The following is a 21,849-nucleotide window of genomic DNA, read 5'->3' as shown; positions in this document are numbered from 1 at the left end:
GTAATTACAGTAAAACAATATAGTGAGGATGATTATTCGAAAATGAAAAAAACAGGTGTTTTACTATTTCCTCTATTCAGTGAGTATGAGTTAACCGTTGCATTGTCCATTTTGAAACAAGGAAATAAACCTATTACAACAATTGGGATAACTGCAGAACCGATCTTTGGAGAATCCGATTTGAAGTGTCTGTCCGATTATACTATTTATGATGTAGACATAGAGACATTGGATAGTATTTTAATTCCTGGGTGTATGGATATTACAACGCTATTCGATAATGATGATTTAATAGAATTTATTAGAAGATGCGTTGAGTTTAATAGCGAAGTGATTATTGGTTCAATTTCAAGCTCACCCTATTTATTAGCTAAAGCAGGGATATTAGAAAATCGGAAGTATACAATCGGTATGCATGAAGCAGGCCGAAGTCAAACAGGAGTCTTTAATGAAGAGAATTATTGTGATGATTTAGTAGTACAAGATGGGGGCATATTAACAGCTAGAGGAAGGGCATTTATAGAGTTTGGAATTAGATTCGGACAACTATTAAATTTAGATTTTGATTCCAGTTGGTATAAAGGGAATTATAAATAACATATAGTATTTCGAAGAGGACTGTAACTACGCATAACACAGTGTTCACGCTGCGGGGGACAAACCTCTTTGATTTCCTGCAGCCCTAATTTAACTATTCTCTTCTGAACACAAGTTATAAAAAAGAGCCTTGCCCGGTATTTGTCATAACCGGAGCAAGACTCTATTCATACTCCCTATTTCATCGTAATCGAAATTTTATCTTCCTTTTGCACCCATTCTGCCTTCGCTCCCAGCTTCTCGCTAATGAAGCGAAGCGGCAAATAAGAGGTTCCTTTAATCGCAAAAGGCTTGTTGTCCAACTGAACTTCCTTGCCGTTCAGCGTCATTGTCCCCGACTTATAGTTGACAACGATAGCCAATTCCGCGCTGCCAGTACCCGCATTGGAGCGGCTGACCGTGACAACCTTGCTTAGTATATCAAACTTGATCGTGGCACCCAGCTTCTCGAATATCGAACGAATCGGCACGAAAGCTTGACCGTTGCGAATAACAACGCCGTTGTTCATCTTAACAGTCTCTCCGTTCAACACAAGCGATACCGCACGGTGTACCGGAACGGCCTGCTCATGCATGAACTCATAGTCCCCGTATCCCAAATCCGCATCCTGATTAACGCCCCAGCCCCATAGAGAGCCGTCTACCTTCTGCATGATGATATGTCTCCAGCCAGCCTTTACCGAGCTGATATTCGAAGCAATAAGTTCAAACTTGGCGCCGCTTGACATCGATTCGGTTTCAATAGACGCTTGATATACGTTTCCGCCATTCGTGAGCGCAATGATTGAACGTTCCACAACATACGCTTCTTTCACATCAGAGATATTCTTCAATTGAATCGGCTTCGGATTGTCATGAACCGTCGTTACGTCGGACACCCCCGTCCACGTACCACCCCAAAACCATAGGCGAGATGCAGCGTCGATTGCCAGATTCGCTTCTCTATTTGAATAGATGGATCGGATCGCAGCCAAACCATCAACTTGCGAAGGAGCTGGGGTGCTTCCCGCCGGAAATTGAAGCGGCCAGCTCCACACCGTGCCGTCCTTTTTAAGAACCAGCCCGATCGCCACATGGCATGGTTAAAGGTCAGTTACCATGTTATTCTCTGCTGGGATCACCTCTCGCGGATTGGCCAGCTGGAATAGCTCTCCCCACTCTTGCAATTGATCGATAATCGGCTTTAATTTCATCCCAAGCTCAGTTAATTCATACTCTACCTTAGGCGGAACTACAGGATAGGCATGACGGAGAATGATTCCCGCAGCCTCTAACTCCTTAAGCTGTTCTGCGAGCATTTTATGATTAATGCCTACAATCCCTTTCTTCAGTTCCCCATAACGATGCTTGCCTGCAAACAGTTTACAAATAATAGTCGGCTTCCAGCGCCCCGAAATGATAGAGACTGCCAACTCGATTGCACACTGGTACCGCTTCCCATTGATTTCATACATAGACGGACTTGTCATCTCATACTCTCCTTACGGTAAGTATTTCACCAAAAAGTGCGTACTTACATTAATTATGTTCATCAATTATGATTAGCATCGAAAAGATAAGCACCAATCAAAATGATCAGTCGACAGCCTCAATATATCATATGGTGGTGGATACAATGGATAAAATTGTGAAGAAGGATTCTGTAGAGGTGTTATATTCCGTTGAAGGCAGCGGATCAGGCTTATTGCTCATCCATGGGACAGGAGCAACCCATCAATTGTGGGAAGAATTAAGTCATACCCTGTCCTCCCACTTCACCGTCATGTCACCCAACTACGGTCAGTTGGGAACAAACTCACGCCTGGAGCTGGACGATGTGGTCGAGCAGCATCTTGCCGTCGTTTCCCAGGAAGGATTCGAGCAATTTCATGTCATTGGCTACTCGCTAGGAGCAGAGATTGCCGCAGCTCTGGCAGCCAAATACCCAAGGCGTGTACAGTCGCTTACGCTGGTTGCAGGATGGGTAGAGTCAGACGTGTCGGTACATTTCCAATTCGATTTATGGCACAAGCTGCTCAAGTCCGATCGTACCGCATTCGCCCAATTCCTAATGCATACCGGCTATAGCTCCGATTATTTGAATCGGTATTCTATTCATGAGCTGCTGGCGATGGCAGATGATCTCGCTCAAAATCTTGCGCCGGAGATGAACCATCACATTGAACTTGATACCCGCATCAATCTGCGTCCGCTCCTAGGCAGCATTACCGCTCCAACTCTCATTATTGGATTGACCCATGACCGCATGGTGCCTGTCGAGCAGACGAAGGAGCTTGCGGCCCTGATCTCTGGTTCACAGTACCGTGAAATTGCTTCTGGACATTTGATCGTTACCGAGAATGGCGTCGCCTTGCTAGAAGAACTTCTGCTCTTCCTCACTCAAGTAGATGAGCGGCTTAGATCAGTGCTTGACGGTATTGTGCATTAATACAACCCACTTCGAACAAAAACGATAATGGAATGAAAAAAGATGACTTCTGAGTAAATTCAGAAGTCATCTCTGTTTTGAGTATGATTAATATTCTTCTCCCGGATTAGAGTGGTTCTCATCTCCACTATTACTAGTAGAGCCACCATCCGCATCATATCCATTCACTTCGAAGGTAATGATTTTATCAAAGAATACATATTCCCTACGGTTCTTGAATGGCCCTTTATTATTATTATGCTTGTCAAACGCAAACATCACGGAGCCATTTCCAGAAGCTCGACCTTCATACCATGCAATAAATGCATTTACTTCCTTCATGGAAAGATCGAATTCTTTTGAAATCCCGTTATTTAATACAATATTTAATAGAGCGCGATTTCCATACTGATCTTCGTCAGTCCCTGGTGGTGTAACTTCATCTGAGTTCGGAGTAGCAGATGCTTCATTGGACTGCCCAATCTCACCACCTTGTGGACTTACAGCGGTTACTACATAATAGTATTTAGTGCCGTTGGTCACTAGTGAATCGATGTAGTCATAAGTGCTCCCTGTAACAGTTGCAATTGTCTTATATGAGCCCCCTGCAACATTGCTCCGCTTGATGTTATAACTGTCTGCACTCTTAGTGTTATTCCAATGTAATGATACTTTTTTATTACCTCCTGTTGCAGTTAATTGAATGGCAGCAGGATTTGGTTGTTCTGTTGATTCTCCAAATATATTCCATTCCTTAATTCGCGTACCAGACGAGTACTTCAACACTACTGTTTTAACATTTCTAAATTTTTCAGGAAGTGTTTCTACTTTATCATTTACTAAAGGTTTATACGAATACAACAAATCATTATCTACACCATAAAATTCCATGGTTCCTAGATCATTTGCATTTAAAATAACAGCCGAAACTTCTACCGGTGAAGCAAAGGAGTACCATGCTATCTGTCCATTAGAGATGTACTGTCCAGAAGAAGGGTTATTATCCGTAAACTCACGAAACGTCTTTTCTGGTTTAGTTACTTCATCGCCAACATTGATGCGGACTCTGTCCAACAATCCGCCCGTATACTTCGTTGCATTCGGCGTTACGCTACTTTTATCGTTGGTCATGGAATTTGCGCTTTCCCCTGCCTCGTTCACAGATGACACGGCATAATAATAGGTAGTTCCGTTGTTAACCAATTTATCTGTATAAAAAGTATCCGTAACATTAGAAGCAATTACCTCAAAGAGGCCACTTGAAGAAGTGGAACGTTTCACAGTGTATGTCTTTGCTCCTGTAGAAGCCCACTCTAAATATACAATTTTATCACCGCCCTGACTCCAAGTGATCGTTGTAGATGAAGGTGCGGCAGAAGGCTTAGTAAATACATTCAATTCCCTTATAAAGCTGCCTTTTTCCGGTTTCACTACGACAGTGGATACTTTATCATTGATTGGTGGAAGAGACTGAATTCCATTAGTGTTTACAGCGTGATATGTAAGTAATAATTTTTTGCGGGAATCGTAAAATTCCATAGTAATATTTTTGTCGCCGTGGACGATAACGGCCGAAATTTCTTGTGGCGTGGTAAAAGTATACCAAGCAATGCTCCTGCTCTCTGTTCTAAAATATTCAACTGTTGAGGTATTATCATCTGTCATATTTTTTGTGCTTCCTGAAGCTTCTCCAACAGTCTTACCGATTTGAATAGGTACATCGTCCAATAATCCGCCCTTATACGGGCTTGATGCAGCATTCGCCGGACTCATTGCAATCATGCCCAACATAAGCATAAGCATCATAAAAGATAGACCTAATTTTTTCACTTTTTAGTTCCCCCTAGAAAATATTCTTTACTTTTCGAGCTGCTCTAGAGGTTAAATTATCATCAAATTTCATTTATGTCTAAACATAAAATTGAAAATAATGTAAGTATACACATTTAATTTAATTTATTTTTATGTACCAAACTAAACTGGCAAATAGGCAAACCGTCCAGTTCCTCCAATGAGACTGAACGGCGATCACCTAATTAAATATGCGACTTACAGTCTTGGATCAAGCTCCTTCTCTCTGCCTACTTCGAATAATAGGTTTGCAACCAGTTCCTTATACTCCGCATGCTGAGGTGTTATCTCATCAAGCCTTACAGCCAGCATTCGCTGTCCCAGACGATACTCATTGAGCGATGTCTTCAGCTTCTGGCGCACGTTTTTCTGCTTGATCAGCTTATCGTACTTATGCGGAAATTGATAATCATAGCCATAAACAAGAGACAAATAATCTGCATTTCTGACCTTCATATAAGGTACGGCATTGTTTACCGTACACTCTGGTTTCATGACTACGCCCTCCATATGTTTCTCCGTTGTCAGCTTAGAGAAATAGCGCTCTGCTTGCTCAACATAATCAGGGTGTGTTAGATCCACGATTACGTATTCATCATCGGACAAGAAGCTAAAGAGCACAGATGTATTCTCCGTTGGAATACGTTCCTCTCCCGACTCATCAATCACTTTAAGCAGGCCAAACGGTTTATATTCCAACTCCCCGTCCTCCGCGTACAGTTCCAGTTGCTTCTGATAGGTCTTGTATGCTTCCTCATGCTCGCTCAGCAGGACATGCGTCTTGAGCGCATCGTGAACATACTTATAGCTCTGATAGATATGACTGCCGTACTTTTCACTAAGCACCGCCTTCGACATATGATACTGGTCTTTTTCAAATTCCGTACTCTGATACGTCTCCGCAAGCTTCCCCCATGCAGCTTCAAAACCTTGCTGCTGTAAAAATTCAAGCTCGCTCTCCAGCGCTGCCGCAATCGGCTTGAACTGCCGTTCGATCAGCCCTTCCCCCATCGCTCTCCAAGGCAGCAATTCACCGTCCAACAGAAGCATCGCGATCTGGTTCTCTTCCATAAAAGCCCGGAGTCTGTGAAGCAGTTGCTCGTATACGTCTGTTAGATCCACTTGCTTGACTCTATATCCATTTCGACTCACCGCATAGCACTGCTCAACGTCACGATACAGATAAATATTGCATCTCGATCCCATATATTTCGGCTGCAGCACTACCTTCTCTACTTGATGTTCTGCAAAGTAATCCAATCCCCGCTTCAACGATTCCAGCTCATCATCTACATCTTTATCCGAAGGCGACATCGTTCCAGATATGAAATTAATTTGATTCCGCGTACAGTAGTGCAGCCTCCGTACTTCTTCATCATTTAGCTCCTGCAGGGATACCTTCCGCTGAACTTCAAATAGTGTCGGAAGCTCTTCTTCCATAATCGCTTGCTTAGCAGGATGCGATTTGAAGAATGGCTTGTAAGAGATACTTACAGCGGTCAATCGATTGCCATGCACACTGCCCGTGTCTACGTGAATTTTGTTCTTGATACGGAAGGCCGTCTTGGCCGCCACATGGCCGAATATATGATAAGGCTGATTGCTAACCGCTTCTTCTTGAATAAAGCGCAGCTGTTCTTCAAGCGGCGCATCCCGATCAATGCGGAAATTACGCTGACGACGAACGGCCTTCCCATCCAGCTTCCCAATATACTTGTTCCTGCAAGGTGCGTGGGTCACATAGAACGATGGCGCATGAGGCGAACGAAATTGATAGAACGGCTGAGATAGATAAACCAAGTGATTAAATTTATCCAACAGTTCTCGATCCCCCATTAACACCTGAATCGAATCAAAATACGTGCGTACCAGCTCCTGGTCGACACCACTAACCTCTCCCTGCAAGTACTTGTATACGAAGTTCTCATGGTTGCCGAGCACGAACCGGAAGTGCTCCCGATTGTTATATAAAAAGTCGATGGTTTCTTTAGTCGCCTTGCCTTTATCAATCCAATCCCCTACCAAAATAATGTCCGTATCCTGCACCCGCTCCGTGGCGCTGAGCTTGCCGTCCTCGATTCGGTAGCCGCAGCTGCGCAGCAGCCCTTGCAGGTCATGAATACATTCATGCACATCGCCCACAATCGTATAATTGCGTTCATTCGGCAGGAATGTAGCCGCATATTCGCTTCGATTGTGAACAATGACGCGGTATTCCGGATTAGCATCCCCCTGTTCAAGCCAGTAAAAGTCCTTGCTGCGCACCCGATGGATATTGGCATACCCTTCCCGCGCAAGAGAGCTAAGCACATCCTTTTTCAACCGATTCATATGGTTCGTAATCAATCTCTTCGAACGCTCCGAGGCATAATAGTCCTCGCGCTTGCGATAGTCGAAGAGGATGACCTCTACGTGGTAGTGATTGCGGTCAGCAATCTCTCGAACCTTGGCCCTGAAATCCTCGGCTAGTCCGGTCGTATCCAGGATCACGAACTCCGCATTCACCGGAAAAGAAGTGACCATATCCAGCTTCGTATATAGCAGATGAAAAGCCTGAGCGCTGGCCTCCAGCATAACCTGATCATATTTATCATAGTCGTGACCGAGTATTTCTTGCCGCATGCTGTCCGAGGACAAATATTGCACATTCATTTGCATGGCCCCTGATGCATCTCCCCTTAACTGCGGCATCAGCACTTCCTTGGCAAACGTCGTCTTGCCGCACTCCGTCGGCCCAATCATCATATAGATCGTATGAACGTTAGTGACAAGCTCCACATTCTTCCCCTCCCTTCCTGATAACGACGCCTTGCGTTGTCGGTATGCCATTCACGCGATCCCCGATCGCTACGAACTCGTATGTGTATGCCGCTCCATAAGCGGTCATTGCTTCTGCAAACCAGACTGCGAATTCCTCGCTTCCCATTTCCCAGCGGTGGTCGAGGTGCCGGAACGCTGTCAGTTCGTAGAAAACGTTAAAGTTCGCATTCGGCGTCGTAATGACGAAATGTTCAAAATCAATATTCGTGCAAATCGACTGGATCAGATGTTTCGCTTCATCCTTACTCATATGCTCAATCACTTCTGTCAACATCACATCGACTTGCTCCCCGTTGTAATGCTCCATGAAGTGCTCAAGTGACGGATAGGTTATAATGTTATCTCGTTCTTTGGACTCGGCCTTTCGCTGCACGACCGCAAGCAGATCTTCATTAATATCTATTGCATAGTAGCTGCTGCTTTCTACTTTCGAAGCATAAGGGATTGCATAGAATCCCTCGCCGCAGCCAACATCGAGAATCGATTTGTTGAAAGGCAGTATGCCTGCAATGAAATTTCTGCGCTGCATCGCTGTTCCGCCGTATTCGAACTGGATCGCATATCGAACTGTACGTTCAAGTTCCACCTTATGTTTGCGGAAATCCTGCTTCGAGGACAAGAAAATACGTGCGAACAGGCTGCGAATATAGTACGGGGCATCGATAATGTTCATGCTCTTCACATATTTCACGATCATACTGTCTGAAATATCAAGACTCTCATTGCCGAACATAGACAAGAATAAGCACAGCACACTCACGACATGAAGCAGTTCATGCAGGCTTCGCTGTGTCGTTATCTTAATAGAGTAGCTCTTATCCGTCCGGTGATGGAGGTCGAAGGTATATGCCGTTACATGTTTTTGAAAAAAATGAATGTACTGCATGCGATCCACATGAATCATGTTGATGGTAAAGGAATGCTCATAACCCGCGACATCCTCTTCGCTCTGCGCCTTGAAGGGTGCCGAGAAAAATTCGCCAATCGCATGCAGCGGGAAAATCGGCGTATTATAGCGGGATACATTCAAATACTCAAAAACCTCATCCTTATGCTGCTTATAGGAAACCTCATTGTCCGCATCCTTGAAATATACGTTATACTTCGCTGCATCGCTGTACCAGCCGTATGCCATCCCCTTGCGAATCTGTCTCAAGATCATTCCGTTATGCGGGTTTTTCCGAATGAGAAATGAAAACTGTGGATGCGTTGACGATAATTGCACGATTGCCATTATGCTTCTTCTCTCCTTACATCTGCGGTTGTAATCGACCTGCGGAATAATTCATCAAGCCTTGCATCATATCCGCCTGCTGCAACAGGCTGCTGTGCGGCAATCCGTTCATAGTACCCGATGGATTGTTCGATAAAGGCATTGATGACTTCGATTCTCGGCTCCATATTCAACTCTTCTCCCGCAATCTTGCGCGCAAGCAATTGTTGAATAACGGCATGAAGTTCACTGTTCGCCGGCACAAGCCGATCTACCAGCACCAGGAATTCAATAGGTGGCATCTCGTGATAACGCTCAATCCACTGGCAGGCCAGCAGCGGGCGCAGCACGTAAAAGTACTTTTTGATCTTCACGGACTCCCTCTGCAAATACTCTCTGTAGTTTCCTGTGGCCATGTGCAAATAGTGATACATACAGGCTCTTGGCGAAAAGGTATCGGAGGATAGAGCACGTATCTGCTCCACCACTTCCGATTCTTCTGCATATACAATCGGAGATTGCAGCCATTCAAGCAAAGGCGGATTCGACTTGCGGAATAAGGACAATACTTTCTTCATATCCCACCCGTTGATGTCCAGCATATTGCTGATCGGCCGCTCAATCACGTCTCGTTTTTCGAATAAGGATAGATAGCTGTCCACAGGCCTTACATAGATGAATCGAACATCATAATCACTATCCCTCGATGGAAATCCCCAAGCCCTGCTGCCTGATTCGCAAGCATATACTATTCGTACCTGTTCTTCTGTCTCGATATTTCGTAACGCATCTATAATTTGCTGCCGTATATTTTCCATATAAGTTTGACTCCTTCCCTATCAAAGCTATCCTTTTGCAAGCTGCTCGTTTCGTTGTACTCACTGCTTCGATTGATGATTTCCATCCTTCAACGCATGGTACTCAGGCGTTCCAGCATTTTGGCCATTCCCTAACGTCGAACCGATGCGCATTGCTTTGTGCATTCATCATCTCTTATTTCCGGTTTTGCGAACATGGCGAAAGTATTACGACCTACCGAGATTATTTCGTGCTCCCGCAAATGTTTACCTGATACAATAAAAGAGAACAGCATGGGTTACTTGGGAGAAGGAAGGAGATTCGACATGGCTAAGGAGAGTTTCGATAAGGAGATTCAGTATTTGCGCACGCTCATGCTGATGAGAGGGGCGTTCAATAGACAGCAGCTTGCAGATCGGCTGGGCATTTCCGTACATACATTGGACAAAACGGCTCGACGCTTGAAAGAAGTTGCCGCTGCCTCAGAGGTACAATCTAAGCATGCCTCAGAAATGGAACTGGCAGAATCTGTTCATCAACGTAATGACGATTCATCCGATCCTGCCCTATTGTTCTTGTTTCGAGCCAAGTCGCTGAAGGAGTCTGAATCGGTTCGGATATCGATTATTTTAGAGGCGCTGCAGGAGCAATCTATGACTGCTATGGAGCTTATGGATGAATGCTGCGGAAGAACGCCGGAAGAGCTGTCGCTGCCCGATGAGAAGACAATTCGAAGCGACCTGAAATATCTAGAATCGGTTGGCGTCATACGCAAAGCGAATGTATCCCGTCCATATCGCTACCGCTTGAACGATGAGCTCATACAGCAACTATCGGATGAGGAGCTGCTTGATTTATACGATTTCGTGGATGTAATGGCGAACACGCAGGTGCCTTCTGTCCATGGCTATTTGCTGCGGGACAGCTTGAAGAAGCAATTGCTGCTCGATCATGAGGGGCAATATCTTACCGACACCTTTTTATATAAATATCACTATCATTTTCGCATATTGGATGAGGCCCATCTGTTTACCTTATTAGGCGCGATCAACAAGCGATGCAGAGTGCAATTCCAATACTTCACGCCCAAGGCAGAGAAGAGCTATGCCGCGCAGCAGACGAATCCGCGCTTCGAGAGGGATGGCGAAGGAACTTGGCATAAGGCTCTGCCCTTAAAGATCGTATATGACCATCAATATGGAAGATGGTATATGCTGAGCAGCGATAGAGAGGGTGTCCGCAAGTTCCGCATGGAGGGCATGACCCACATTGAAGAAGTGGAGGATGTATCCGAGGACGTATTTCAGATGAAGACAGCGGCGCTCATGGAGAAGCTTCAGTACAGCTGGCTTATCGATACCGGACGGCCCGTGAAGGTGCGTGCCCGCTTCTTTAGTCCTCGCCCAGGAGAACCGGACTTCATTAAGCAGCGGGTACTGCTGCAAGGGCAGTGGGGGGAAATTGTTGAGGAGGATGATCAATCCTTCCTATACGAAATTACGGTAAATGGAATTACGGAGATTAAGCCTTGGCTGCGCAGCTTCGGATCGAGCTGCGAAGTGCTTGAGCCCAGACATCTACGCCGCGAGCTGATAGAGGAATGGAAGGAGATTGCTGCTTACTATGAACCCATTTGAGAAAATCTTTGGCTATCAAATTCTATCCCGTCTCGAAGATGCGGGTACATTTGTGGTTACCTCCCATGAACGGGCATGGTTGAAGACGATGCTTGCGCATCCAGCAGCGAACGATGCCTTTTCCGAAGATACGATAACCAAATTAAATGGAATCCTGTCCTCAGAGATGCTCATGGATACCTCCCATAATCTTATTGAGAAGGCCAAGAGCAAGGAAAAGCATGTCTATCATCCGATGCTAAAGCCGCTCCGGAGGTACATCTCTTCCGGAACAGGAATACGCATCAGCTACGCAATCAAGGGCGGTCGTATCAACGAGGAGCATGAGGGCTTTCCATATAAATTAGAGTATTCCATTATTAAGCGAGAATGGTACCTGCTCTGGTACCATCGTCAGCACCGTGGTCTCATGAACACCAAGCTGCGCAATATTACATCATTGACGGCAGAATCGCTCCCGCCTGCGGAAGCGGAGTACATTCTAGCGAAGCTTGCCCGCTTGCGCGATCGTCGCAAATCTGAGGTTGTGATTGAGGTCATCCGTGAATATAACCGCGAGCTGTCGCGCATCTTGTATGCCTTCTCCTGCTTCGAGACGGAGGTGATGTACGATGAGGAACAGCGCAGCTACCAGATTCGAATCCGACTGCCGTGGAATGAGCATGAGTTCCTCTTGTCCAAGATACGCTTTCTCGGCAAGCGCGTCCGTGTGCAGGATAACGCATACCTGCAGAAGCGCATGCGCGAGACGGCCGCCATGGCACTGGAAAGATATGAGGAAAGCAGGGTATAGAACTCCGATGGTGTGGGCTTGGGCTTGCCAAGCCTATACCAGAGGTTTTTCGTTTTCACAAATAAGCTATCAGGGTAGTCACGTATAATCTCTCAACGAAAATAAATAGTAGATACACGCCAAAGTATAAACGTCCACTTCATCGTCTAAAAGCTCGATCGTAATCGTCCGAGGAGGTATAACCTTATTGTAAGTAATCAAAGCTATGTCTCTGTCAGATTCAGATGAGCATGTTAACTTAGTGGTTCGATCCATGAAGTCCTTTTTTAACAAGTAAACTGTATTATTTATAACGAACTCCATACAGGGATTTGTTTTAATCTTCGTTCGATCTTTCAGCGCAAATCTTCCGAAGTTTGTAGAATCCACGTTCCATTCCGACCTAGTCATTGTCTTGAGCGACCAAATTTCAATAGCCTTGCTCATTGACCTCCCTTCGTTATTAAAGACTTCAACATTGACTAAATAATCGCTAAAAACATTATCAACAACATAATGGAGCGTACTGTTATAGTGTCTTTGAATATCCCCCACTCGATTCCCGTTCGCATCTGTTAACGCGAATTTTTTTCTGCTTTTGCGATAGATAGGGGATACATATTGATAACGGGGCATTGGATCACCACTTTGAAGGTAATAATCAACATTCAACACCAAGAAAATAATTCCTTTTATTTACTATCCCCCAGTATGAATGACCTTGTCAATACGAAGCCAACCATTCTATCTCGTGTTTTTCCAACCATACCCTTTCAACCAACTTTATGCTTAAGACTGATCAAATAAAAACGGCGGTATGCTGGGTTCATAGAAGATCCCAGCATACCGCCGCGTAACATCACAATGATAGCTTATATTTTGAATTTCTTCACTAGAAATTCCAATTCGCTGCTGGACTGGCTTAAAGATTCCGCCGATTGTGCAACTGTATCGATTGCTTTCAACTGATCCTGCGTCGAAGCGCTGACTTCTTCCGCAGCGGCTGCGGATTCCTCCGAGATCGCGGACAGATTTACGATGGACTGAACCACGTTTTCTTTCAGCTCGGACGCCGTCTGTATTTTGTCCGACATTTCCTTAATCGCCTCGATCACTTGCTGCATCAAACTTTGAATGCTTGTAAATGCAATCTCTGTCGACTGCACGGCCTCATTTTGTTCCGAGGTGATTTCCTTGGTCCGGCTCATCGCCCGAGTGGCATTCGCAGCCTCTTCTATAATACCTTGAATGGTGCTGCTAATTTGCTCTGTTGAACTAGCAGATTGTTCTGCAAGTTTACGCACTTCGGTGGCGACGACCGAAAATCCCTTGCCAGCCTCTCCTGCTCTTGCCGCTTCGATCGACGCATTTAAAGCAAGCAGATTGGTTTGAGCTGAAATCGCTTTGATCATTTCGGCCACAGCCTGAATGTCGTTGATTTTGGTCACGAGCAAGTTCAATACTTGTTCAATCGATTGAATTTCACGGAACGACTCATCGGAACGAGCTTGCAGCACAGCCAACGTTTCTCTTCCATCGATGCTTGCCTGCTGCGTCTGGTTTGACTTCGCCTGCATGGAGGACATCGTATCTTCCACCGATCTAAACTGCGAGTCGAGCTTGCCTGTGACCTCCTGCATATGATCCAGATTTGTTGCGCTTTCGGCCGAGCCTTGCGCGACATCCGACATGGCGTGGGCAATTTCTTCGCTTGCCGCTTTTGTTTCTTCCGATACGGCGCTCAGATTTTCCGCCGACTCCGAGAGATGTTCGGAGGAGACGATCACTCGGGACAAGACCTCCCTCACACTTTGAACCATATGATTAAAGTGGCCTGTTAATTGGCCAATCTCATCCTTCGAACTTACCTTCCCTTCCACTGTCAAGTCTCCATCAGCCATGAGCTGCACCTGCTTCGTCAATTGAACGATCGGCTTCGTAAAGAAGCGGGCGACAAAGTAGACAATAACATTTGAAACGACGATGGCGCACAAGGTTATGATGATGTTCATGTATTTAATATGGTTCGTGAGCTTTAACAGTTCGTCTTCTTGATAGACAGCACCGATTTTCCACCCTGTAAGACCGGACGTCTTATAGTACAGAATTTCTGCTTCGCCTTTATCCGTGTAGTTAACCTTCCCTGCATTTTCATTTGTAGTGTAAATTTTGTCAACATAAGGTCTTTCCCGTTGATTTTTCCCGGCTGCATCTTCTGAATCCGGCAGCACTACCGAGTTTCCTTCTGCATCCAAAATAAATCCAAACCCATTATATCCTACATTCGTTTCACTGATTTGCTTTGTCAATTGTTCCAGGTTCACATCAAGTGAAATAACCCCGAGGACCTTGTTGTTTTCCACAATGGCCTTAGAAATCGCTATTTTCATTTTCTGACTGACACTATCCTTGTACGGAGGGGTGAATTTCACTTTATCCTTGTCGTCGTTAGCCAATTTATACCACGGACGAATATGAGGATCATAATCCTCTTTGTATACATTAGCCTCGGGATCAAACATCTGCTTCGATGAATTCCCCATATAAATAGCAGATATTTCAGGGTTGATTTTTGTATAAGATTTCATCACTTGAATCATGTTAGGAGTTAGCTTGTCTCTATTTTTTACAATGTCTTTGATTTCTGGATTTTCACTAAAATGCAAAATATCATTTGCATAATTATGTAGACGCAAATCCGTAACCTGCAATAAAGCCTCCGCTTCTTCGCTTCCTAACTCGTCCAGCTCTTCTTTAAAGCTGTTCGTCATCTGCAAGTTAGTTGTCAATTGCAGAATGACCAAGGAGGAAACCAGCAATACTGCAAAAATTAACATAAGCTTGTTCTGTAACTTTTTAAACATGATGTCGACCCCCTATGAATTGTAAACGTTACAAAACTCATACTGGGATCTGAATGAAAACCCCAGATTAGACGTTATAACGTCTTTAACGTGGAAATTTTAGCACATGTTTAATATGTATAAAGTGATATAATTCCGAATGATTATGCGGAATTATACAAAATTATTGAGAAATTACCGGCGTGTTTATTAGAAAGGGACAGCCTTCTTTCTCTAACGTTGGAGCATTCTCGGATGACGTTGATCTCCCGGCTCCAATACTATCGAGAAATCCGTTATTTTTCCTGTATATATTAATATTTCGGTTCTTTTCATTTGAATTATGAGTTTTCACTTGAATCTGTAATATTCGAAATAAAAGAACGATTCTAAATCTAACGGATTTCCCTATAACCTAACTCAATTCATAACTTCGCTGAATAAGCTCCTTCGCCCGCTCCAACTGATCGTCATTCATGATCGTAATCTCTAAATCGCCAGTACCGTAGTGACCAATTTGGCGTACGTCTCTAGTGAAGGAAGGCTCCAATTGTATTGAATCTGGATTTACCTTTACATAGACGGAAATACATTTCGTCTGCGGATGAATTTCTACACAAGCAAAATTTTTAATTCGCTTAAACGCAAAATAATTTTTTAACGTGTTCATCTGTACATCATCGCCAAGCGCCATCATGAAAGCTCGCATCGCTTCAAAGCGGTCTGTCATCTCCTCGCTTGCTTGATCGAGGTAATCGGATACCGTTTTATATGAAGTAGACGACTTCGTGCTTGATGATTTATCGTGATCATTCTCCGTAAGTGCAGTTGTTGCATTTACTAAATCCAGCAGCAGCAACTCGTCTCCATAACGCTTATATGTATATAATTCAATATTTCGATTAATCTGTTGTACGGCATGCTCATCGTACTTCGTAAATCCGCCAGCCACGCATAGAAGTCTTGGAGCACTCCAATCAATGGATTGGGCTACTTCATGACCCAAACGGTTCATGACCAGTACCATAAAGTCCGCCTGATGATCCATCAGCCAATCCAGATAATACAAACCTTGGTTAATTACATTTTCATTCGTAGACCGCTTGTACTCAATAATAACTGGCGAGTTATTCTCATCAATGCCAAGTGTGTCGATTCTTCCCCGGTGTTTCTTGCCGGTAGAATATTCCGAAGCCAGGAATCGAATGCCCAATAACGCCTCCAAGTTTCTTTCCATCAATGTTTGCAAGGATTTTTCTACTGTTACTGTATATCCGCTTAGTTCTTCTACTCCATTACTTACAAGTCGAAATAATTTTATATCTCCCATCGATCATCCGCTTCCTTTCCAGCCTAGTAACTTCACCTTATTGCGGTTCTCTTATAAAAGAAAGAGCGAACTTCTCTTAATGAAGTCCGCCTTGTTCCTACAATGATTATTTCTACTCTGAATCTATAGTTGATACAGCAGCTTTTCGCTCAAAATACCAGTGCAATCGGTACTCGCAAATTTCTCTTGTCCACGCATACAATCGTTCCCGATCTGTTTCCTTCGCGGATACACGTATCTCGAAAGCTCCATCTGACAAACGAATTAGCTTATTGCCCTTCGCCCAGTGGGTCATCGGCATGCGAGCAATAAGCTGGGCAGTGCGTTCCACCGGAGCATCCCATAGCTTTTGCGTTTCATTATCCGAGAAGTCAATCTGTTTGCGGTCTGCGTCACTCATATAATAGTTATAAAACAATGGAGCAGCTTCTTCAGCCGTAATCGGCTTCATCCAATCGTTCGCACCTCGCTCCAACATCGCAAGCAACAGTACCATCTTATAGCTCTTGCGAATAATGGTGCTTTCTACTTCTTTTAGCCAGTCTGTATATCTCTTTGCCGTGCCCGCTTCTTCCCTGGTAAGCTCGCCCGCTTGCAGCAAGAACGTATAGTAGGAATCGAATAGCTGCCGATACTCCTGACTATCTGCCTTTCCAAGCTGATGAAGCTCCATATAAGTCGGTCGACGTCCTAACCTCTTCTTGAGTTCACGGTAGGCGCCTACAGCTTGTTCCTTGCGCTTGCCTGAACCGATGAAGCGTTTCTCTTCTACAATCGCATCCTCCAATTGCTTTACAAAGCGATCTATGGTTTTCGGTCCGACACCACTAATCTTGTCCGTCAAATTCGAAAGGTCCTCCGGAAGCTCATGAATCGCCGTTACGTTGCAATCCTCTTTCAGGAATTGAATCAGGCTCGCACAACCGTTAATTGGCAGATCATCAAGTCCCATATCAATCATTGACGCTGGGAAAATCAGTTCCTTGTTGAGAAAAGACTTACGTATTTCCCCTCTCTCTTCGTCCGCGACCTCTCCGTCTTGAGCAGACTGAACTTGAGCTTCTACTATATGAGCAGTTTCCTCTTGAAACGCAGCTACGTTTTGTAACTTCAACTGTTCATCGGACTGTACTTTAGATGAAACCCGCACACTTCGCTTATTCCCAGACTGCAAATCTGATAAATCTTCTCGATTCCCCACAATTTGATCTGCAACTTGTGCTTGCGTTCCGACCTCTACCGCTGTCATAACCGAATGTTGTTCCCGACTATTAGCCCCTTCACATTCTGTGTACTCTACTGCAACAGCCCCCATCGAAGGAGTAACGGTATCAGCAACCGGCTCTTCCGTAACGGCTATTTCTTCCTTACTTCCCTCTTCATCCGGGATGTTGACCCAGCGTAATTGGCTCGGTTCCTTCCCCATCATGAACCAGGCAGGCTTGCGCTTCGTGGACTGACTTCCGTTCTTGGCATACTTGAATAAGATCCCCTGCGGCTTCAGAGAGAACAACGCTTCCTTCAACTCCCAGCCGCCGACTATCCACAGTGCTCCTCCATTAGGCCGTTTATCCACCACGTTCAGTCCTTGATCAGAGAGGTAGTCGCCTACTTCTACCTTTTCTCTTCCTTCTTTGTGTGTCGGTTGCTCTGACATCAGCTCCGAAGGGGTAGATGCTTCCACTCTCTCAACAACAACATTCATTTCCTGCAGCGACGTCTCTACGGAGGCTAACATGTTCGTAGCTTCTACCTTAGGTGACGATGCTTCTGTAGAAACAGGAGCATTCATCCCCGCCACTTGACTAATCGTCGCATGTAGATGCTTGAACTGCTCCGTTATCGTGGGCAAGATTTTCGCTTCCAACTGTGCACTCAATAACTGCTCCAGCTGCTCGCTCACTTCAAGCCTTGGTACTACCTGTGCATTTGCAGGACTCGAAGGCATGTTAGGCATAATATAAGTCGGAAGTTCAATCTCTAACGGCCCATAAGATTCCACATACCATAAAGCTAACGTGAATAAATGTCGATGGGCGGTTAAGGCCAGATCCGGAGGCACGGGCTTCACATCATGAGCAGCTATATTTCCATTCCTGCGCAACCAATCGAAGCTCTCTTTCATTTCATCCGAAATGATATCTTTGCGAGCTAACAATTGCACACGTTCGCTAGGTTTTATAAAATAAACAGGTTCAACTTTCTCCTGCTTGGACACCGTCGTCGCCATTTCCTCGCTAAATAATCTGCCCTGGGTAAGAGTCGCGCGCGGATTGCTCCACACATCCGCCTCTGCTTGTACAGCTACTGCATGGAGCTCCTCGCTCACCTCACCCAAAAATGCAAATAGTGATGACATAGGAAGTCATGTATCCTCCTCTCTTAACAATTTTATTAAATGATCATATTTTCATATTTAAAATATCCATTCTTAATAGTGGAATTCTTCTAGCTCAGACTTCCCCATTACTTCCGCTTGCTCGATGACGAGATCAATCGCCATTTGTTCCAGATCCGGCGGATAACCGTATTTCTTCAGTAATCGTTTTACGATCACTCTCATCTGAGCCCGAACATTCTCACGCAATGTCCAGTCCACCTTAATATTGCTCTTAATCGCTTGTGTCAGCTCATGCGCAATCTGCTTCAATACAAGATCACCCATCATCTGCTTCGCGGATTCGTTGGAAGCAAGTGCATCATAGAAGGCAAGCTCTTCCTTAATCAGACCAAGATCTTCACCACGCTTGACGGCTGCATTCATTTCTTTCGCCATCCGGATCAACTCTTCGATTACCTGCGTCGTCTCGATCGTACGATTGTTATATTTCCGAATCGCTTCATCCAGCATTTCAGAGAATTTACGGGACTGAACGATACTGGTACGGGAGACAGCTTTCACCTTACCTTGGAGCAAACGTCGTAAAAGCTCAACTGCCAGGTTCTTCTGTTTTAAACCTTTTACATGCTCCAAAAACTCATTGGATAATATCGCGATATTCGGCTTTTGTAGGCCTACCGCTTCCAATATATCTACGACTTCATCCGAAATCACTGACTTCGAGATTAACTGATTTAACTGGGCATCCAATTCGCTAGTAGTCTTCCTTTTGTTCTCAGGTGTAATCAACTTCACGATTCCAGACTTGACTGCCTTATAGAAGCTGATTTCTACATTTAATTGTTCTGCCGCTTCCGTCGTCGCACAGAGCGCATAAGATTGCGCCACCTCAACTGTCCAATTCAGGAAATTACGCTTGCCTTCTTTGCCTAGACCAAGAACGTAGTCTACGGTCTCCACAATAGCCTGCATCCGTTCCGAAGCTTTCTCCGATGCAAACTTCGTATAGTTGTGACCATATAATAGCTCACGGATTAACTGCATTCTCTCTACCATATAATCGACGGCCTGATCTGTATCAATGCCTGCTGTCTTGCGATCATTCTCGGTATATTGCTGCAATGCCAATTTCAAATTATCCGCGATACCGATATAATCGACGATAAGTCCACCCGGCTTATTGCGGAATACCCGGTTGACACGAGCAATGGCCTGCATCAGATTGTGCCCCTTCATCGGCTTGTCGATGTACATCGTGTTCATACTCGGAACATCGAAGCCAGTCAGCCACATATCGCGGACGATGACAATCTGGAGAGGGTCGTTCAAGTCCTTCATCCGTTTCGCGAGGTGCTCTCGGCGGCGCTTGTTCCCGATGTACGGCTGCCAATCCTCCGGATCACTGGAGCTGCCTGTCATGACGATCTTAATCTTGCCTTCATTATCATCATCACTATGCCATTCCGGACAAAGCGCAATAATGGCCTTATACAGATCAATCGCAATCCGCCGGGACATGACAGCGATCATCGCTTTACCTGCCATCGCTCCCTGCCGTTGCTCGTAGTGATTAACGATATCTTGTGCTACCTTGTTGACACGTTTCTCTGCGCCCGCTAATGCTTCCAGTCGCGCCCACTTTGACTTTAGCTTCTCCTGCTGGCTGAATTCTTGATATTCAGTAATATCCTCGTAGTCATCATCAATCCGCGGACGCTCGTCATCGGACAACTCCAAGCGAGCAATACGGCTTTCATAATAAATTTTAACCGTTGTCCCATCTTCGACTGCACGCGTCATGTCATAAACATCGATATAATCGCCAAATACGGCTGGCGTATTTTTATCCGCTAATTCAATCGGGGTTCCCGTATATCCAATATAAGATGCATTTGGCAGCGCATCGCGCATATATTTCGCATACCCATACTTAACAGCCGCTTCCTCGTCTTTGCCTACCATTTCGGCATGGAATCCATATTGGCTACGATGCGCTTCATCCGCGATAACGATGACATTCCGTCGATCGGTCAAGACAGGATAAGCCGCTTCGCCTTCCTCTGGAGTGAATTTATGTACGGTCGTAAAAATAATGCCCCCAGACTCTACCGATAACAATTCCCGCAGATGTGTCCGATCATTCGCCTGCTGCGGTGTCTGCCTAAGCAGATCCTTCGACTTGCTGAACGTAGTAAAGAGTTGATCATCTAGGTCGTTACGATCCGTCACGACAACGATTGTAGGATTATCCAAGGTAAGCACAAGCTTGCCCGCATAGAACACCATCGACAAGCTCTTGCCTGAGCCCTGTGTATGCCAGATGACCCCGATCTTGCGATCCCCTGCTTGCAGCGTCGCTCGCTCTGTGCTCGCGATTGCCTTATTAGTAGCATGATACTGGTGGTATCCCGCTACAATCTTGTAAATATGCTCCCCATCTGTCTGGAACAAGACGAAGTGCTTGATAATATCGAGCAGACGCTGCTTCTCGAACATCCCCTTAATCAATACTTCAAGCTGCGGGATGGAGGAGGCGGCAACATCCTCACCGTCGATCGTCCGCCACATCATGAACCGATCCTCATCTGCTGTCAGCGTCCCGACTCTCGCATTCACTCCATCGCTAATAATCATAAAAGAGTTATAGGTAAATAGCGACGGAATCGCATGCTTGTAAGTCTGTACTTGATTGTAGGCGTCGCTAATCCCGACTTCTTCATTGGAGGCGCTCTTCAGCTCGATAACAGCAAGCGGCAATCCGTTGACGAATACCACGATGTCTGGCCGTTTATCAGTCTGATGCTCAATGACCGTAAACTGATTGACAACAAGAAAGTCATTATTATGAACTCGATCTGGATGAGTATCGAAGATCCAGACTTTCACTGTTGGGTAATCCCCATCGGCATTGCGATATTGCACGTCAATGCCATCGGTGATCATTTTCTGAAATGCTTTATTGTTAATTAATAGACTTGGGCTGCGCGGAATCATAATGATCCGCACCGCTTCCTCTATGGCTTCTCGCGGTACATGCTTGTTAATGCGTATAAGTGCATCGCGAAGCCGATCTTCCAAGATAACATCCTGATAGTACTGTCGTTCCGGATATTCCCCTTCAGGGGAAATATCCGGACCATAGGCCTTGTCGTAGTTCAGTTCTTCAAACCATTCTAGTGCGGCTTGCTCGAGATCGCTCTCTGCATAGGAAACGGTATATAGCGCCATGTCTCAACCTCC

The 21,849-nt window shown here is 45.2% G+C and carries 15 protein-coding genes; 4 read left to right on the top strand and 11 right to left on the bottom strand.

Annotation, left to right across the window (positions count from 1 at the left end; genetic code table 11):
- Window positions 1-42 precede the first annotated feature (42 nt).
- Complete coding sequence (locus tag ABN764_RS09770; protein WP_174811253.1) at window positions 43-597, top strand: DJ-1/PfpI family protein; 555 nt, start codon at window positions 43-45, stop codon at window positions 595-597.
- 176 nt (window positions 598-773) lie between these two features.
- Here the strand turns inward: ABN764_RS09770 and ABN764_RS09765 are convergent, their stop codons facing one another.
- Entirely contained in the window at window positions 774-1,634 is an 861-nt protein-coding gene (locus tag ABN764_RS09765) for a stalk domain-containing protein (protein ID WP_446671751.1), read from the bottom strand.
- A 45-nt stretch (window positions 1,635-1,679) separates the two neighbouring features.
- Window positions 1,680-2,066 carry a winged helix-turn-helix transcriptional regulator gene (locus ABN764_RS09760; RefSeq protein ID WP_446671750.1) on the bottom strand — a complete coding sequence of 129 codons (387 nt, stop codon included), beginning with the start codon at window positions 2,064-2,066 and terminating at the stop codon, window positions 1,680-1,682.
- Between the two features lie 146 nt (window positions 2,067-2,212).
- Here ABN764_RS09760 and ABN764_RS09755 point away from each other — a divergent pair, with 146 nt between their 5' ends.
- On the top strand, window positions 2,213-3,025 hold the full coding sequence (locus ABN764_RS09755; RefSeq protein WP_446671749.1) for an alpha/beta fold hydrolase: 813 nt from the start codon (window positions 2,213-2,215) through the stop codon (window positions 3,023-3,025).
- 87 nt (window positions 3,026-3,112) lie between these two features.
- Here ABN764_RS09755 and ABN764_RS09750 read toward each other — a convergent pair whose 3' ends face one another.
- The 4 genes from ABN764_RS09750 to ABN764_RS09735 form a co-directional block, all read right to left on the bottom strand.
- Window positions 3,113-4,834 (bottom strand): fibronectin type III domain-containing protein, encoded by a 1,722-nt coding sequence (locus ABN764_RS09750; RefSeq protein WP_446671748.1) that lies wholly within the window; start codon window positions 4,832-4,834, stop codon window positions 3,113-3,115.
- 219 nt (window positions 4,835-5,053) lie between these two features.
- Window positions 5,054-7,633, bottom strand: coding sequence for a metallophosphoesterase (locus tag ABN764_RS09745; RefSeq protein WP_446671964.1), 2,580 nt, complete (start codon window positions 7,631-7,633; stop codon window positions 5,054-5,056).
- Window positions 7,617-8,909: a class I SAM-dependent methyltransferase gene (locus tag ABN764_RS09740; protein WP_446671747.1), complete on the bottom strand. Its 1,293-nt coding sequence runs from the start codon at window positions 8,907-8,909 to the stop codon at window positions 7,617-7,619. Before ABN764_RS09740 ends, ABN764_RS09745 begins: the two co-directional genes overlap by 17 nt.
- Window positions 8,909-9,706, bottom strand: coding sequence for a nucleotidyltransferase domain-containing protein (locus ABN764_RS09735; RefSeq protein WP_446671746.1), 798 nt, complete (start codon window positions 9,704-9,706; stop codon window positions 8,909-8,911). Before ABN764_RS09735 ends, ABN764_RS09740 begins: the two co-directional genes overlap by 1 nt.
- Before the next feature lie 306 nt (window positions 9,707-10,012).
- Here ABN764_RS09735 and ABN764_RS09730 point away from each other — a divergent pair, with 306 nt between their 5' ends.
- Together ABN764_RS09730 and ABN764_RS09725 are read left to right on the top strand one after the other, a co-directional pair.
- The gene (locus tag ABN764_RS09730) at window positions 10,013-11,323 is read left to right on the top strand and encodes a helix-turn-helix transcriptional regulator (RefSeq protein WP_446671745.1); all 1,311 of its coding nucleotides are present in this window, start codon (window positions 10,013-10,015) and stop codon (window positions 11,321-11,323) included.
- Entirely contained in the window at window positions 11,310-12,116 is an 807-nt protein-coding gene (locus ABN764_RS09725) for a WYL domain-containing protein (protein WP_446671744.1), read from the top strand. The genes ABN764_RS09730 and ABN764_RS09725 overlap by 14 nt, the downstream gene beginning before the upstream one ends.
- Before the next feature lie 78 nt (window positions 12,117-12,194).
- Here the strand turns inward: ABN764_RS09725 and ABN764_RS09720 are convergent, their stop codons facing one another.
- The 5 genes from ABN764_RS09720 to ABN764_RS09700 all read right to left on the bottom strand — a co-directional run bounded on the left by ABN764_RS09720 (window position 12,195) and on the right by ABN764_RS09700 (window position 21,837).
- Window positions 12,195-12,731, bottom strand: coding sequence for a tubby C-terminal domain-like protein (locus ABN764_RS09720; RefSeq protein ID WP_446671963.1), 537 nt, complete (start codon window positions 12,729-12,731; stop codon window positions 12,195-12,197).
- Between the two features lie 236 nt (window positions 12,732-12,967).
- The gene (locus tag ABN764_RS09715; RefSeq protein ID WP_446671743.1) at window positions 12,968-14,959 is read right to left on the bottom strand and encodes a methyl-accepting chemotaxis protein; all 1,992 of its coding nucleotides are present in this window, start codon (window positions 14,957-14,959) and stop codon (window positions 12,968-12,970) included.
- Window positions 14,960-15,353: 394 nt separating this feature from the next.
- Window positions 15,354-16,268 carry a DUF5655 domain-containing protein gene (locus tag ABN764_RS09710; RefSeq protein ID WP_446671742.1) on the bottom strand — a complete coding sequence of 305 codons (915 nt, stop codon included), beginning with the start codon at window positions 16,266-16,268 and terminating at the stop codon, window positions 15,354-15,356.
- Window positions 16,269-16,380: 112 nt separating this feature from the next.
- Entirely contained in the window at window positions 16,381-18,627 is a 2,247-nt protein-coding gene (locus tag ABN764_RS09705; RefSeq protein WP_446671741.1) for a homing endonuclease associated repeat-containing protein, read from the bottom strand.
- Between the two features lie 72 nt (window positions 18,628-18,699).
- Window positions 18,700-21,837 (bottom strand): type I restriction endonuclease subunit R, encoded by a 3,138-nt coding sequence (locus tag ABN764_RS09700; RefSeq protein WP_446671740.1) that lies wholly within the window; start codon window positions 21,835-21,837, stop codon window positions 18,700-18,702.
- Between the last annotated feature and the right edge of the window lie 12 nt (window positions 21,838-21,849).

The organism is Paenibacillus wuxiensis (assembly GCF_040195695.1).
GTDB classification, from domain to species: Bacteria; Bacillota; Bacilli; order Paenibacillales; family Paenibacillaceae; genus Paenibacillus_B; species Paenibacillus_B suaedae.
The sequence above is the reverse complement of the archived record's forward strand: the minus strand, read 5'-3'. Positions and strand labels throughout refer to the sequence as shown.

What these genes read in the sequence shown, in the direction of transcription:
- ABN764_RS09770 (WP_174811253.1), top strand. Translation starts at nt 43, where the DNA reads ATGAAAAAAACAGGTGTTTTACTATTTCCTCTATTCAGTGAGTATGAG.
- ABN764_RS09760 (WP_446671750.1), bottom strand. Translation starts at nt 2,066, where the DNA reads ATGACAAGTCCGTCTATGTATGAAATCAATGGGAAGCGGTACCAGTGT.
- ABN764_RS09755 (WP_446671749.1), top strand. Translation starts at nt 2,213, where the DNA reads ATGGATAAAATTGTGAAGAAGGATTCTGTAGAGGTGTTATATTCCGTT.
- ABN764_RS09740 (WP_446671747.1), bottom strand. Translation starts at nt 8,909, where the DNA reads ATGGCAATCGTGCAATTATCGTCAACGCATCCACAGTTTTCATTTCTC.
- ABN764_RS09735 (WP_446671746.1), bottom strand. Translation starts at nt 9,706, where the DNA reads ATGGAAAATATACGGCAGCAAATTATAGATGCGTTACGAAATATCGAG.
- ABN764_RS09730 (WP_446671745.1), top strand. Translation starts at nt 10,013, where the DNA reads ATGGCTAAGGAGAGTTTCGATAAGGAGATTCAGTATTTGCGCACGCTC.
- ABN764_RS09725 (WP_446671744.1), top strand. Translation starts at nt 11,310, where the DNA reads ATGAACCCATTTGAGAAAATCTTTGGCTATCAAATTCTATCCCGTCTC.
- ABN764_RS09720 (WP_446671963.1), bottom strand. Translation starts at nt 12,731, where the DNA reads ATGCCCCGTTATCAATATGTATCCCCTATCTATCGCAAAAGCAGAAAA.
- ABN764_RS09715 (WP_446671743.1), bottom strand. Translation starts at nt 14,959, where the DNA reads ATGTTTAAAAAGTTACAGAACAAGCTTATGTTAATTTTTGCAGTATTG.
- ABN764_RS09710 (WP_446671742.1), bottom strand. Translation starts at nt 16,268, where the DNA reads ATGGGAGATATAAAATTATTTCGACTTGTAAGTAATGGAGTAGAAGAA.
- ABN764_RS09705 (WP_446671741.1), bottom strand. Translation starts at nt 18,627, where the DNA reads ATGTCATCACTATTTGCATTTTTGGGTGAGGTGAGCGAGGAGCTCCAT.
- ABN764_RS09700 (WP_446671740.1), bottom strand. Translation starts at nt 21,837, where the DNA reads ATGGCGCTATATACCGTTTCCTATGCAGAGAGCGATCTCGAGCAAGCC.